We start from the raw sequence: 15125 nt of genomic DNA on the forward strand, positions 1-15125 counted from the left end.
AAGCAACCGTAAAGGGACATCACGCGGGCGATGAACGTCGCCCCGATCCCGTTGGACACCAAAACAGCGTGGGAACAATCCCACGCTGTTCGCTTTCAAGCCATCCTCTCGGCATCTTGTCAACGAAACAATTCAGCCATGTCGACCTCAAGCCCCGAAAAATAAACAGAGCGAACCGTTCCCGTTTTCACTTGAACATCCGCCTGCTCATATAGCCGTTCCTCATTGAGCACATACACCGTCACAGCCTGCTTCATCGGATTGACAATCCAATATTCATGAACGCCGCACGCCATGTACAAATTGAACTTTGTGACAAGATCGTGCGCCTGGTTCAACGGACTTAAAATCTCGACGATCAGCGGTGGAACCCCAATATACTTCGTTCCATCCAACCCTTTTTCGCCGCCAATGACCGTCAAGTCGGGAACGACCACATTTCGTTCCCCTGTTTGTTCATCAACAAGCTCCACATCAAGCGGCGCCGCCAACACATAGCACGGCTTTCCTCGAAAAAACAAACTGAACTGAAAATGAAGCCGGCTCGAGATGAGCTGATGCCGAACGCTTGGCGACGGGGTCATATACACGGCCCCATCAATATACTCTAAACGATCATCGCTTTGTTCACGCAGGACCCAATAGCGCTCATACGACACACCAGAAGCAAGCGGCAAAGACAAAGAAAGCCCCTCCCCATCCCCTTTTTTCTCAGTATACCGGATGGCTTCGTGAGGGAGCAATGGAGGAGAAAAATCGTTTCCCCTAAAAAAGCAACGCAACTCCGATTACCGCTCTGCCCTACCCCTACGAACAGGTGATGTTCAGGTCAAACCGAAGTCCTTCGCACAAGGCAAGAAACATGGCCGGCCAAATGTGAAAAAGGATCGGCCGCCAACCTTCCTCATCAAGAGAAGGTCTGTCGCACCGATCCTGTTCGCTAAACGGAAGCATACATCCGATCGAGCTCTTGCGCTTCGTATTTCACAAACGGGTCGATGAGCGAAATTTTTTGCGCTTCGGCATCGCCGACGCCGGCGTACAGCTCAGCGGTGCCGTCGCCTTTGCGGACGAGCCCCCCGCTGAAGACAACGTTCGCCAAATCCGGCCGTTTCGCCGGCCCGTCTAAAAAGTGGGAGCGAAGCGCAAGCAATTCCAGCTCAGAACGCTCCATCGTCTCTGGATTCAACACGAACACCATCGGGTAGTAATGGCGGTTGCCTTGCTCGTCAAAGCAAGCGATATGGCCGAGCGCCCCGACAAGCCCGTTTGAAAGCAAATGCGCCTCGTTCACGCCGCCCCATTCTTCATCCGTAAATTGGGCATCAAGAATCGGCGCTGCCTCGATCACTTCTGGCGTCAACTCATCAAGCGAAAAAATGCGGGTGAAACCGATTTTCCCGCGGCCGCCTTTTTCCCCTTGCGGTCGGGTGAAAACGCCGATCGAGCCATCTTTCAACTCAACCAGGCGGATGTCTTTCATTCCGCCCGGCCCTTCGGCGAACTTTTCTAAGCGGCGAATGTTAGGCCCGCGGTAAAAGACCGTTCTCCAGCTATGCTCGCCAACAAACACCGGATGCGGAAACGTCTCCACGCCGCCAAACACAAGCTGGCCGTGAATCCGCGACACGAACGGGTCTTGCAAGGCGAACACCGGCGCCCCTTCACGAGGGACCCAAACACCGTCGCGCTCGACAAAAAAGTACACTTCCGACTGCTCGCTGTCGCGCGACTCGACGCGCCCAGCGATCACCCATTCTCCCTCATCCTCAAACGGTGCGGAAATATTATAAACGTCTCGGCCCCCTACACCTGCAAAACGAAGTTTTTCCGGCTCAAACGGCTGTGGGGCCAGGCGGAATTCATCGACTAATACTTGACATGTCTTTAATGTTGGCGATTGGAATAACATGATCATCCCTCCGGATGGCGCCAAAAACGCCTACACGAGCATTTTTGGCCGTTTTTCCTGGTCGCGGTTCGAACAGGAAACCCCACTTCCTCTTCACACCGGCTTCGTCATTCGGACAACAAAGACGTTGCCACCTCCCGTCAGCCGGATCAGGAAGTCAATGAAACTCATTCATTCGTGTGTTCCTATTATAATATGATATGAGAAAGAAAGAAACACGTTATTCATTTCCAAAAAAAGAAGGGCCAACCGACGTCAAGGCCCTTTTTCTCCCTTTATTGGCGCTGTTGGACAAAATCGATGAATGCTTGATCAATATCCACGACCACAAACTCCACGTCCTCGACCGGCCCGAGCACCTCGACAAACAACCGCGCCACTTTTTCTTTGTCAAGGCCCCCGACACCTGTCCCCAACGCCGGCAGCGCCACCTTCTTGATCCCGTGCTCTCGGCAGTACGAGACAAGCTGCTCAAGACACAGGCGGACAATCTCATAGGATGTCTCCCCGGCCGGCTGCTTCATCGTCACTAAATGAATCACCCCGCGAAACGGCAGCGAGCCTGCCCCCGTCACATACAAGTCGCCTGGCTGTGGGTCTTGCGCCTGGCAGACGCGGATCGCCTCGTCCTCAATCACGCGTCCCCCCGCCCGGCGGATCGCCGCCGCCACCCCGCCGCCCATCGGCCCGATGCCGTTGGCGGCATTGCAAATGTACTCGACCCCTTCGACTTTCGTCAAATCGCCGACCATGGCACGAATCATCCGAACCCCTCCTTAGCGGTTTTGCGCAAAAACTCCTTAAGAACGACGGCATGGTTATGCTGCTCGTCTTTGGCGGCATACAACAGCGTCACCGTTCCGGAAAGCGAAAGCAGCTCCGTAATGAGCGCTTGCTTCGTCGTAACAGTCGCCAGCTCCTGTTCATACGTTCTCGCAAACTCGGCAAACCGCTCTGGCCGATGGCCAAACCATTGCTGGAGGGCAGTCTCTTTCACCAGCGGTCAAGGCACGCTTCGACCTTTGACACCACGGCCAAAGGCGGTCGACGAGAATGCGAATGCCGTCATCCCGTTCCGCTGGAATATAGATTCGCTTTGTTTGGAACACAGGTCCGTTTCCCTACTTTCCTTTACACCTCTACCTCGTCCCAGTTCACTTTCACCACTAACGAACCGCCCGTTCTCCTCAACATTTTTTCCAGCTTGATCCTATAGGTCGATTTTACAGCAGGCGTCCTCACACGCGTCGTGATAATTCGTCCTTCAAACCGATATCCAGACAACTTCTTGCCTAATTGTTCAACCGTTCGCGTTATTTGTCGCACAGCTTCCTCGAGATCAGACCCTTTTAACTCGACAAAAAACGCTCGGCTTTCTTCTAATACTAAAAATAGGAAATCACAACGCTTTCCCTCCATGAGCAAACAATCATCCACACGGTACAAAGCGACGTGCTTTTGCTGCTTGTTGACGAAACGGACTCCCCTCCCATTTTCTTCAACGACAGCCAACCTTCGATGATCACAGTATTGCAAACAATGTTCCCACTCTGCAATGGCCATGTTTATTTTCCCTCTTCCTCCGCCTCCATAAGCTCATCCAGCACACGGTTGATAGAAGATGATGCTTCATCGATCGCCTCAGCTTGAATTAACTGCAATTCATCATCGATAATGCTTCGATAGCAAAATCTCCCCCCCTCACTCTTAAGAATATAGGCCTTTACCCTCTCTGGAGAAAGACGCAACCTTCGGTCTACAATCGGATCCCCACGTCGATCCAGTTTTTTTCCGATTTTGGCAGCGTATAAATAAATATTAAAAGCAGACAAAATATATGGACTGTGAGTCGTAATCACGAGTGTACTATTCGTCACATTGAGCAGCAACGCAAACAAGGCAACCATTTCTTTTTGCGCGTTTGGATATAAGTGCGCCTCGGGTTCTTCAATTACCATAAAAACTTTCTGTCTTTCCAAAATAACTGTGAATATAAGCAACAAAATCCAAACGACTTCCTGTTGACCCGAAGATGAAAATTTCAGCTTTGTATACTCTTTTTCATTAAAAAAAATCCTTTCGCCATTGTCAGAGAACATGTACTTCCCTTTCATCACATCTTCGATCATCCCGATGGCCAATCGGATCGCCTCAAAATCAATTTTCTCTGTCGAAAATTTTTTTCGATCCTCAATAATCTCCTCCAGAGAATGCGAAAACATCTTCTTTAACAAATTAATCCGCTCGATGAACTGTTCTGTTAAAACATCGAGTTGCTGCGAGTTAATATCTTGCAACTGATCAGATAACGTGGCAACTAAACTTCTCCCCGCAGGAATAAAAATGGATGTTTTCGAATCGCCAAACACGTCATCAATCGATGTCTTCACGGTTTCCAAAACACTCTGTTGGCGCGCTTTCCAAGAGGAGACATTCCAAAAATCATCCAACCGTTGTTCTTGGTATTGCATTTCCTTTTTCATCTGAACAATATGTTTAAAGGTTTCTAAAATATCCTTTTTCAACGAATCGCTAAAGTGGATTTGTACATAACCGTCTTTTAAATCAAGGAGAACAAACTTTCCAGCACCATACTCATAACGAATATGAAACGGTTTCATATGTTTTGTCGTGCCAAAGTATCCAACAAACTTTCTCCGAAGACGTTTATTGAATTCAAAAAATGGGTTATTTTCTTCCATTTGACGGAATGAAATTAAATAATCTACCCATTCATCAGGAATTGATTGGAAGAAGAAGATAAGTTTACTAATCGTACTTTTTCCGCTCGCTTGGGGGCCGACCAAAATCGTAACATCGGTAATCTCCTCCTCAAACAGCTCGACAGGACCAAAATGCTCGATCCGGATGCGAGGCATACCTACCCTCCTCCCTCTAGAAAGCCAGTGGTTAAATGAAAATTTTGACTTGATAACAGCTTTTTTCAATTTGAGAAACCTTGCAAAATCCGTTTTTTCTCTGGTTGAGAACTACCAATTTACAGAGAACGACTGTTTTTTCACCACTCTTGCAGGCTTAGCCATATGGCCACAATCAACATTTCAACAAGCATGCTTTCCTCCACATACAACTGCCCAAAACAACCTGCAAATCAATCTTCACTAGCCACTCCTTATTGAATTAGCTGTTGGCTGATCCCTTCGCCTCGGCCACCACCCGCTCCAAAAATGAAAGCAAATCATCCCGCAGCTCCTCGTTTTGCAAGGCAAACTCAATCGTCGTTTCGATAAAGCCGAGCTTTTCGCCGACATCGTACCGCTTTCCTTCAAATTCATAGGCAAACACGCGCTGAATTTCATTCAGCCGCCCGATCGCATCCGTCAGCTGAATCTCCCCGCCTGCTCCTGCTTCCTGTTTCTCTAAAAACACGAAAATTTCCGGCGTCAACACGTAGCGGCCGACGATCGCCAAGTTCGACGGCGCTGTGCCCGGGGCTGGTTTTTCGACAAAGCGGCGCACTTGGTAGCGGCGTCCTTGCTGCTCGAGCGGGTCGATGATCCCGTAGCGATGCGTTTCTTCCTCCGGCACGCGCTTGACGCCGATCACCGAGCTGAACGTTTGTTCATATTGCTCAATGAGCTGTTTTAAACAAGGCTTTTCCGCCTGGACGATATCGTCGCCCAACAGCACCGCAAACGGCTCGTCTCCAATGAAATTGCGCGCGCACCAAACGGCGTGCCCCAGCCCTTTCGGCTCTTTTTGGCGAATGTAGTGGATGTCAACTTTCGACGGCTCTTTCACTTTCTCAAGCAGATCGAGCTTCCCTTTTTGCTTAAGCATCTGTTCAAGCTCAAACGCGTAGTCAAAATGGTCCTCGATCGCCCGTTTCCCTTTCCCGGTGACGATGATGATGTCCTCAATGCCTGAGGCGATGGCTTCTTCGACGATATATTGAATCGTCGGCTTATCAACGATCGGAAGCATCTCCTTCGGCATGGCCTTCGTCGCCGGCAAAAACCGCGTCCCCAACCCGGCTGCTGGAATGATCGCTTTGCGCACTTTCTTCATCTCTCATGGTTCCCCCTCTATCCAATGATCATCTGTTCTTTCAAGTCATGGCCAGTGTTGTTGATTTCCCAGTTGCGAACCAGCCATCAAAATGAACAAGTGCCGACTTGCCCCATGTATCGGCGTTGTTTTTATTATACCAAATCCTGTTGAATGGAAAAGAAACGAAATGGGGCCATACAGTTGGCCCGTTTAGGAAGACGGTGAGGGAGCGGAAACTATCGTTCAACAACATCGTTTGTCAAATCGGGAAATCCAGTCTCTTTATGAAACGACCGGTGAAAAACAACCATTTCTTCCGAAGAAGAGAAGGGCAACGCTTATAAAGTTTCTCAACTTGAAAACAGATATGATGGAGCTGCTTTTTTCATTCCGCCACCACCCATTCTAGAGCCTATTTCATGCACCGTATTTTCGCAACAAACCAAAAAAGAAACGCCCGGTCATCCAGGCGTTTCTGTTCTGATGCCGCAACGCGCGTCACCCTTTCACAAGCGAAGCCAAAATCTCGCTAAGCTTCAGCTCGACGCACGCCATCGACGTATCGGCGGCGCCGTAATACATTTTCACAATATCACCGTCAACGAGCGCACCGCACGAGAACACGACGCGGCCGAAAAACCCGTTCACCTCATAATCCGCTTCCGGCTCGACAAGCGGCCGCTCCGAGCGGGCGATGACTTTTGCCGGATCGTCCAAATCCAACAGCACCGCCCCCATGCAGTAGCGGTGGTCATCCGACGCGCCGTGGTACAACTCGAGCCAGCCGTGCTCTGTTTTGATCGGCACCGCCCCCCGCCGATGCGGGCGCTGTCCCACTTTCCTTCACGCAGACCGAACAAAAAGCGGTGATTCCCCCAATGAAGCAGATTCTCCGACTCGGCGATCCACACTTCGGGGCGGCCGTTGCTTCTTGGCACTGGGCGATGGAGGGCGTAATATTTGCCGTTGATCTTCTCCGGAAAAATGAGCACATCTTTGTTTTCCGGGGCGAAAATCATGCCGTGGTGCGTCACCGTCCGAAAATCCGTTGTCGACACCATCGCCTCGCCGACTCCTTTCGGCGAAACGGCGCTGAAGTAAATGTAATACGTGCCGTCCATGTACGTAATGCGCGGGTCTTCAATGCCAAACATCTCGAGCTCATTCGACGGGTAGACGAACGGACGGTCGTCGATCACAAACCGCCGCCCGTCCCGGCTCCGCGCGAGGCGCAAATACGAAAGCGACGTCAAATAGGCAAACCGATCGGCCCCCGCCTCTTTAATGACGCGCGGATCGGAAAAATCATAGCGCGGATCGTCTTTGCGAAATTCGTAAATATCGACCTTCCCCGTCTCTGGATTCCACACCGGCGCTTTCACAATGTTCGGATCATCCGAAACGGGCCGCTCGGCCACCCGAAGCAAAAGCAGCACTTCCCCTTGAAACATCGCCACCCCGGCGTTAAACGCCCCGATCACTTCAAACCCGTCGTGGTACGGCGGCACGTCTTTCGGCGTAATGAGCGGGTTTTCTTCGTAGCGGTAAAGGTGCATCGTCACCCCTGCCTTTCATATTTCGTAAATGGATCAACAATTGTTAGTTTTTGCGCTTCCGCATCACTCGTTCCAGCGTAAAAATCGGCCGTTCCGTCCCCTTTGCGAATCAACCCGCCGCTAAACACGACATCCACCAAATCCGGACGCTTCGCCGGGCCGTCGAGAAAATGGGATCTTGTCGCGATCAGCTCCATGTCCGACGCTTCCCCCGTATCGGGATTGAACGCGAACGCCATCGGATAATAATGACGGTTCCGCTCCTGATCAAAACAAGCGATATGGCCAAGGACGCCGACAAGCCCGTTATCAAGCAAATGCGCCTCATTGGCGCCGCCCCATTCTTCATCGGCAAATTGGCCGTCAATCAATGGAGCCCTCTCAATCGCCTCCACCGTCAACTCGTCAAGCGTGCCGATGCGGATGAAGCCGATTTTTCCGCGTCCGCCTTTTTCCCCTTGCGGACGGGTGAACACCCCGACCGACCCATCCCGCAGCTCAACAAGGCGGATGTCTTTCATCCCGTCGGGACCGGTGGAAAAATGCTCCAATTCCTTGATCGTTTTTCCACGGTAAAACACCGTCCGCCAATACAGCTTCCCGTGAAGCACGGGATGCGGAAACGTCTCCACGCCGCCAAACACGAGATGCCCGTGCACCCGCGAAACAAACGGATCCTGCAAAGCGAACACCGGCGCCCCTTCCCGCGGCACCCACGTTCCTTCACGCTCGACGAAAAAGTATACTTCTGATTGCTCGCTGTCTCTTGCCTCCACCCGTCCGGCAATGACCCATTCGCCATCGTCTTCGAACGGAGCGGAAATGTTGTACACATCGCGCCCTCCAACGCCGGCAAACACGAGCTTCTCCGCCCAAAGCGGCTGCGGCGCGCGCTGGAATTCCTCAAGCAGTGTCTTGCATGTTTTCATCGTCGGCGTCCTTGTCTGCATCACGTCTCTCCCTGCTCCCTCTTCCATCATGATGATTCTATTATTTTAATATGAACTGCATGCCTTCTTTAAAATTCCTGCTAAACAAAAGGAACAAAATCAAAATCGGCAGCGTGAGAAGCACCGAGGCGGCGTACATCGGCCCCGGGTATCCGCCGTACGGTCCAAACATTTGCGCCAACAAAACGTTTAACGTCAACATCTTTTCGTTATTCACCACAAGCATATCCCAAAGCAGTTCCACCCATCGTTCCATAAAAAGGAACAAGAAAATGATCGTTGTGATCGACCGCGACATCGGCCAGACAATGCGGCGAATGATGGTGAAATGGCCCGCTCCATCCATCTTGGCCGCTTCGATCAATTCATCGGGAATGCCGCGGAAAAAGTTCGTGTACATAAAGATGGCCCACAAGTTGACCGCCTTCGGCACGATCATCGCCCAATACGTGTTGTACCAACCGAAATACCGAACGATCAAAAACAGCGGAATGAGCAAAATGATCGATGGATAGAACATTTGAAACAAAATCGCGTTGTTGACCCACTGTCTTCCCTTAAATTTCACCTTCGACAACGCATAGCCGACCATCACCGCCGTCACGAGCATCAACAACGTTGACGCCGACGTGACGAGCAAACTGTTGAAAAACGCCCGAAGCCACGGCCGCGGCACGACATCTTCCCCGCCTTGAAACAGCCATTCATACGAACGAAGCGTCAATGATGACGGGATAAGCTTTCGGTCGACTTCATCCCATGGGGCGAGAGAACCTAACACCATATACAAATACGGAAACACCATGACGGCCAAAACGGCAAACGCCAACACATAAAGCAATCCGACCTTCCATGTTTTACTCCCAGCCATGTTTGCCACCCCATTTTTCCAACACCTTGCGAAAAACGAAAATCGACGCAAAGGTGACGATCGAATTGATGATCGCGACCGCTGTTCCGTAACCCGCATTCAGTTTTTCAAACGCCTGGTTGTAAATCTCCAGCTGCCACGTATGGGTCGCATACTCCGGCCCGCCGCCTGTCAGCACATACGGTTCGGTGAAAATGCCAAACATCAAGCCGACCGCCAAAATCGTCACAGTATAAAACGAAGGATACAGCATCGGAATCGTCACGTGCCAAACCCGCTTCCAGCCGACCGCCCCATCGATTTCGGCCGCTTCATACACTTCTTTCGGGATGCTCTCCAAGCCGGACAAAAACAGCAGCGCATAATATCCGACAAACTTCCACGCCATCATGAGCGCAATGACGAGCGGGGCTAATATCGGCGACCCAAGCCAGTCAACATCCCAGCCAAACGCGTCCCGCAAAAATTGATTCAACGGGCTGTTGTAGGAAATGACGCCTTTCACGACGATCGATGACGCCACCCCTGACGCCAAGTACGGCAAAAAATATCCGACGGCAAACAATCCTTTCCACCGAGGAAGATGGTGAAGGATCAGCGCCAAAAGCAGCGAGCCTGCAATCACGATCGGCACGAACATCAACATAAACTTATACGTCACCCAAAACGCCGCCCGCACGCTCGGGCTGAAGAAAGCGTCAATGAAGTTTTGCATTCCAACTGTCTCGTATTCTGGAGAAATCAAGTTCCAGTTCGTAAAAGCGAGATATAACGCCCAAAACAGGGGAATCAAAAAGAAAACAGCGGAATAGACAAGGTATGGGCTGGCAAGCAGCCAACCCACTTTTGACGCGTGTTTATTCATGTTATTTTAACACCCCATTGATCGCCTTTTCCATGTCCTCCCACGCTTTTTCTGGGGTTTTCTCGCCTTTGACGACCGGATTCAACGCCTCCTTGCCGATCAGCTCTTGAATCTCAACCATTTTCGCGTTGTCCATCGGCGGTATGGCGTTCGGAATGTTTTCCGCATACAGTTTCAGCTGCGGATTTTGTTCAAAATAGGAGACAAACGCCTCGTTCGTCGACAAGTCGTCCCGCGCCGGCGGCAAATTCGTTTCTTTCAGCCATTCCAAATCGTTTTGCGGGTCGGAATACACCCATTTGACAAAATCAAACGCGGCTTGTTGCTGCTCTTTCGTGGCCGAAGCGTAAATGACCAACCCTTTTGTATCGGCGAACGTTTTCGACTGCGACGGGTCCATGCCATCAGGCACAGGCGGCATCGACAAAATGTATTTCTCGTTAAACTTCATTTCCGGGAACTTCTCGGCCCAATACGGGAACGTCCACGGCCCTAAATCAGACATCACCGATGTACCGCTTTCAAACGGGTCTTTCGTCTCTTTCGTCAACACGAGCTTGTTTTTGCTTAAATCAGCGAAAAACTGGAGCGTCTTCACCCCTGCGTCACGATCCGCACTCAACTTGTTCCCATCGATGAAATGCGTCCCATTCGACGCCGCATTGTAAATCATGAAGAAGTCAAACCATCTCGCCCACCACGTCGGTTTGACCAAATCGGCTCTCGCCCATAGAAACTTGTTCGGATATTTTTCTTTCAGCTTTTTGCCGACTTCAATGACTTCGCTGTACGTCTTCGGCGGAGCGTTATATCCCAATTCTTTCAGAATATCGATTCGCCACCCAAACAGCATGGCGTTTGAGTAAATCGGCAGCACATATTGATGGCCATCGGCAAATTTCCATGTTGAAATCGTGCTCTTCATTTGCCGCTTGGCAATTACATCATCAAACCCTTCAATTTGGTCGAGCGGCACAATCGCCCGGCTGTCCGCCAGCTGTGCGGCAAACCCGCGGGAGATGTTTTCCGAAATGACCGGCGCGTTTCCCGCCGCAATCGCCGACTGAATCCCCGCCTCTGAAGAAGGGCTTTCCGGCATCGGCGATACTTTGATTTTCACGTTTTGATGCTCTTCCATATAGCGATCCGCCATCTTCTTCCAGAATGCTTGCTGCGTCGGGTTCGGCGCCGCCCAAAAATCAATTTGTACGGTCGATCCTCCCTTCTTCTGCCCTTGTTCCTTGTCCGTCTGTCCTTGACAACCTGTTCCAATCACCGCGGCAGCCATCAACAACGCAGCCAGCTTGAACCACTTGCGCTTGTTCATCGTCCATTCCCCCCTTGTATGGATGAGCAGTTGATAAAACGCTTACATAAACAAACGCCTCAGAAAACCCTCCCCTTCTCATGACAAATCACTGAGACGGACAACTTTGTCAACTAAAATTAAATGTTTTTATCACGTTACAATGACATTATTTCATGGTTTAAATGAATAGTCAACTTCTTTTTGCAGAAAAGACAAAAAAAGTAATGAACGTTGACATAAGGCATTAACTTGACAATTAATATTTGTAACGTTACAATACCGTTCCGTATATAATATATTTTTCCGGAGGTTTGCATGTCTTTCATTTTCACAAGGAGGTATACTTGAACTAAAGAAAGCAAGAAACCAAACGCCGCGAAAGCGGAAACAACCTTCAAGATTTCGATGTATACTTGAACTATGAGAAACGAGAAATCGCAATTGTCGCCCTTGTCGGCAAAAAATAGCGAACAAGTGGAGGTAGTGCATGAAAAAACGCGTCACCATGCAAGACATCGCCGATCGATTGAACATTTCCAAAAACTCGGTCTCGCAAGCGCTGCGCGGCAAAGAAGGAGTCAGCGAGGAAACGAGGGAACTTGTGAAGCGCGTGGCCAAAGAAATGGGGTATGAATATCCCGCCTCCCGCGCGAAATCGCGCGGCAAACCGCCGAAGCAAATCGCGCTCATCGCCTCCGACCGCACGTTTTCATTGAAATTTTTCGGCGAAATTTATTTAAGCATTGAACAGGAAGCGCTGTCACGCGGCATGAAGCTGCACATCCAATCGGTGAACAAAGAGCAAAAAGAACAGCTTCTTTTGCCTTCGTTCATCGAGGAAAAACAAGTCGACGGGGTGATCGTCCTTTCCCATATCAGCACCGAGTACATTCAACAAATCATCGCCACAGGCATCCCGACCGTCCTTGTCGACCATCACCACCCGAACATTCCAGCCGATGCGGTGCTGACGAACAATCGGTTCGGGGCGTATGCCGCCGTCCAGCATTTGTTGGAGCTCAACCATACCGACATCGCGTTTGTCGGCGACATCAACTACTCGCCGAGCTATCAAGAACGATATGAAGGGTATTTGTTGGCGCTGAAAGACTATGGGGTGAAACCGAACGAAGAGTGGATGTTCCGCCACGCGCAAGAGGACGAGACCGCCATCACGAGCTACATCCGCGGACTGAAACGGCAGCCGACCGCCTGGTTTTGCGTCAATGACGGACTTGGCTTTTTCGTCACCACCGGCCTGCAACAATACGGACTAAAAGTGCCCGATGACGTTTCCGTCTGCAGCTTTGACAACGGCCAGCTGTCGCAAATCGCGACGCCGAAAATCACAACCGTCGACATCGATTTGAAACGTTACGGCAAACGAGCGGTAGAGCTGTTGCGATGGCGGTGGGACAACCCGAACGAACCGTTCCAAGAAGTGTTATTGTCCACAAAACTGATCAAACGGGAATCGACCGCAACGAAACCAAAGCGCTAGGGCGGGGCTTTTGCCCCGCCTGTTTTACGAGCGGCGTGCGGTGGTTCATTCCCATTCACTTGAAGCCGCTTTGTTTCATTTCCTCAATCTCCGCCACAGGCAATCCGGTCAGTTCGTGAATCGTTTATGCGTCAAACCCTTTTATCAACACCCGTTTCGCAATGTGCCGTTTTTCCTGTTCCGCTCCCAATTTGCGTCCTTCCTTTCGGCCTTGAATTTTTCCCTTTTGCTCGTACGAAATGATCAATTCCAGCACGCGTTCTTTTTCTTTCGTCTCCATTTGTTCCACCTCGCTTCGGAGCTGTTGTTCTTCATCATCGGACAGCTTCACATACGTTTCAAAAAAGACGATCAACAAACGCTGTCTTGCCTCGTCTAGCTCGAGACGCACCAACATGCGCAAAAATTGCTTTTTCAGTTCCACTCGTTCATTTTCAGTATAACCCATTTTGCTAAGCAACGAAGCCGTCACCGGCTGCTACATCCCCACCTTCCTTCCCCCAGCCGCCATTTTCGCCCGGCGGAAGCGGGCGATCACATCATCCATTCCCCCGCTGCCAAACAACACGCCCACGACGATGAAAAGAAAACCAGCCAGCTGCATCGACGAAATCGGCTCGCCAAGCAGCCAATGCGCCCCAAGAAGCGAAAAGAACGGATTCAAGTTGATGAACACCGCCGATTCCGCAGGCCCGAGATGCTGCACGGCCTGGTTGTAAAACATATGGCCGAGCGCCGTCGCCAAAACGGCCGACGCGAGGAAAATCATCCAAAGCGGAAGCGTCCCTTCCTTCAAACTCGCCATCCCGCGCGGCTCGAGCACAAAACTTAAAACAAACAGCCATACCGACCCGAACAGAAGCATCCACCCGGTCATCACCCGCGCCTCGACCGTCGCCTTTTTGATCATAATAAAGCTGATCCCTTGCGCCAAGACAGCCAAAAAGACGTACACATCCCCAATGGACAAATGGCCAAGGCCTCCGTCGCCGCTCGCCACGACAAACACGACACCAAAAAACCCGAGCACGATGCCAAGCAGCCGAAACAACGTCGGCCGCTGTCCTAAAAATATGATCGCCAGCAGCGCTGTCACAAGCGGCACAAGCCCTAACACAAGACCCGCATTCACCGCCGTTGTCTTCGTCAACCCAACGGCAAGGAAAAAGTGGTGGGCGACGACGCTAAACAACGCGGCCAAGCCGATCTGTTTCGCCTCCTTCCAACCGACCTTTTGAAGCTTGCCGATCCCCCATAAAAACAAAAGCACGACCAACCCGGCCGTTAGAATGCGCAGCGCCGTCAACGCGACGGGCGAAAAATGCTCTACAAGAATTTTTAACGCCGTCACGTTCAACCCCCAAGCAACCATGATGGCGACCAGCAGCGCATAAATGGATGATTTCCGCATCGTTCTCTACCTCTCCTGCATACTCTGTTTTCAGCGGAACGCCAAAGGAAAAACGGAGCCGATTTACGCTCCGCTTAACTAGAGAAAAAGCACCGTGCAAGCAAAGATACTCGTTCCGCTTTCCCTCTCCTGCCATCTATTGTACTACATCACCGCCCATTTTTTGACGAAAATGCACGTTCTCTTCCCCATATTCCCGACCGTCTTGGCATATCATCGTACCAAGAGAGGAGAGAGGCTGATGTTCCCACGCTACCGACAAAAGAAGATCGCCGCAAGGACAGCTGTTCTCATTTTGGTCCTCGCCGCCGTTTGCGCCATCGTGCTGTCATTCGTTCTTTCGAGCGAACGCCGCGATGCAAGGCAAGTCGTCCAAACGTTTTACCACTACGAACAAGCAGGGGATTTTGGCAGCTCGTGGGAGCTGTTTCACCCGCTGATGAAAAAGAAATTCCCAAAAGACGTCTACATCCAACGCCGCACCCACGTCTTTATGCAAGATTTCGGCGCGAAAACGTTCGAATACCGCATCGATGACATCGAGTCGTTGCCTTCATGGTCGATGTCTGATAGAAGCAAGCCGCTCAAAAACGTCTACCGCGTCCGCGTCATCCAGACGTTCCATAGCGCCTTTGGCGTGTTCGAGATTCATCAAGATGTATTTGTCGCTAAGGAGAAAGGGGAATGGAAAATCCTGTTCCCTTACAACTCAAAGCGGTCTGCTTTCTCACACTAGGAA

General features: G+C 50.9%; 13 protein-coding genes and 3 pseudogenes. 2 read left to right on the top strand and 14 right to left on the bottom strand.

All coding sequences use genetic code 11. The annotated features are described in order from the left end of the window. Nucleotides 1–119: 119 nt before the first annotated feature. The 12 genes and pseudogenes from BJQ97_RS16070 to BJQ97_RS16125 all read right to left on the bottom strand — a co-directional run bounded on the left by BJQ97_RS16070 (nt 120) and on the right by BJQ97_RS16125 (nt 11492). Complete coding sequence (locus tag BJQ97_RS16070; protein ID WP_160157347.1) at nt 120–683, bottom strand: Uma2 family endonuclease; 564 nt, start codon at nt 681–683, stop codon at nt 120–122. A 257-nt stretch (nt 684–940) separates the two neighbouring features. Then, on the bottom strand, nt 941–1912 hold the full coding sequence (locus tag BJQ97_RS16075; protein ID WP_160157348.1) for an MTP-1 family protein: 972 nt from the start codon (nt 1910–1912) through the stop codon (nt 941–943). Between the two features lie 275 nt (nt 1913–2187). Then, nucleotides 2188–2676, bottom strand: a complete 489-nt coding sequence (locus tag BJQ97_RS16080) for a macro domain-containing protein (protein WP_160157349.1) — start codon at nt 2674–2676, stop codon at nt 2188–2190. Then, nucleotides 2673–3021: pseudogene (locus tag BJQ97_RS16085) on the bottom strand (DUF488 domain-containing protein). Before BJQ97_RS16085 ends, BJQ97_RS16080 begins: the two are co-directional and overlap by 4 nt. Before the next feature lie 22 nt (nt 3022–3043). Further along, on the bottom strand, nt 3044–3475 hold the full coding sequence (locus BJQ97_RS16090) for a hypothetical protein (RefSeq protein ID WP_160157350.1): 432 nt from the start codon (nt 3473–3475) through the stop codon (nt 3044–3046). 2 nt (nt 3476–3477) lie between these two features. Beyond that, nucleotides 3478–4791, bottom strand: a complete 1314-nt coding sequence (locus BJQ97_RS16095; protein WP_160157351.1) for an AAA family ATPase — start codon at nt 4789–4791, stop codon at nt 3478–3480. A 262-nt stretch (nt 4792–5053) separates the two neighbouring features. Continuing rightward, nucleotides 5054–5941 (bottom strand): UTP--glucose-1-phosphate uridylyltransferase GalU, encoded by an 888-nt coding sequence (gene galU, locus BJQ97_RS16100; RefSeq protein ID WP_160157352.1) that lies wholly within the window; start codon nt 5939–5941, stop codon nt 5054–5056. A 480-nt stretch (nt 5942–6421) separates the two neighbouring features. After that, nucleotides 6422–7479, bottom strand: a pseudogene (locus tag BJQ97_RS16105) (BtaManbiosPhlase). A gap of 2 nt (nt 7480–7481) precedes the next feature. After that, nucleotides 7482–8429 (bottom strand): MTP-1 family protein, encoded by a 948-nt coding sequence (locus BJQ97_RS16110; RefSeq protein ID WP_160157353.1) that lies wholly within the window; start codon nt 8427–8429, stop codon nt 7482–7484. A gap of 40 nt (nt 8430–8469) precedes the next feature. Beyond that, nucleotides 8470–9300: a carbohydrate ABC transporter permease gene (locus BJQ97_RS16115; protein ID WP_160157354.1), complete on the bottom strand. Its 831-nt coding sequence runs from the start codon at nt 9298–9300 to the stop codon at nt 8470–8472. Further along, nucleotides 9287–10165: a carbohydrate ABC transporter permease gene (locus BJQ97_RS16120; protein ID WP_160157355.1), complete on the bottom strand. Its 879-nt coding sequence runs from the start codon at nt 10163–10165 to the stop codon at nt 9287–9289. Before BJQ97_RS16120 ends, BJQ97_RS16115 begins: the two co-directional genes overlap by 14 nt. A gap of 1 nt (nt 10166) precedes the next feature. After that, a complete protein-coding gene (locus BJQ97_RS16125; protein ID WP_160157356.1) occupies nt 10167–11492 on the bottom strand; it encodes an extracellular solute-binding protein in 1326 nt (441 codons plus the stop codon). Nucleotides 11493–11961: 469 nt separating this feature from the next. On the opposite strand from BJQ97_RS16125, the gene BJQ97_RS16130 reads away from it, so the two are divergent. Next, a complete protein-coding gene (locus BJQ97_RS16130; RefSeq protein WP_160157357.1) occupies nt 11962–12975 on the top strand; it encodes a substrate-binding domain-containing protein in 1014 nt (337 codons plus the stop codon). A gap of 55 nt (nt 12976–13030) precedes the next feature. Here BJQ97_RS16130 and BJQ97_RS16135 read toward each other — a convergent pair. Next, a pseudogene (locus BJQ97_RS16135) lies at nt 13031–13450 on the bottom strand (RpnC/YadD family protein); the annotation flags it as partial. A 3-nt stretch (nt 13451–13453) separates the two neighbouring features. After that, the gene (locus tag BJQ97_RS16140; RefSeq protein ID WP_160157358.1) at nt 13454–14386 is read right to left on the bottom strand and encodes a DMT family transporter; all 933 of its coding nucleotides are present in this window, start codon (nt 14384–14386) and stop codon (nt 13454–13456) included. Between the two features lie 241 nt (nt 14387–14627). Between BJQ97_RS16140 and BJQ97_RS16145 the strand changes: the two genes are divergently transcribed. Continuing rightward, a complete protein-coding gene (locus BJQ97_RS16145) occupies nt 14628–15122 on the top strand; it encodes a hypothetical protein (protein ID WP_160157359.1) in 495 nt (164 codons plus the stop codon). Nucleotides 15123–15125 lie beyond the last annotated feature (3 nt).

It is taken from the genome of Geobacillus sp. TFV-3 (assembly GCF_009901865.1).
Classification (GTDB): domain Bacteria; phylum Bacillota; class Bacilli; order Bacillales; family Anoxybacillaceae; genus Geobacillus; species Geobacillus thermoleovorans_A.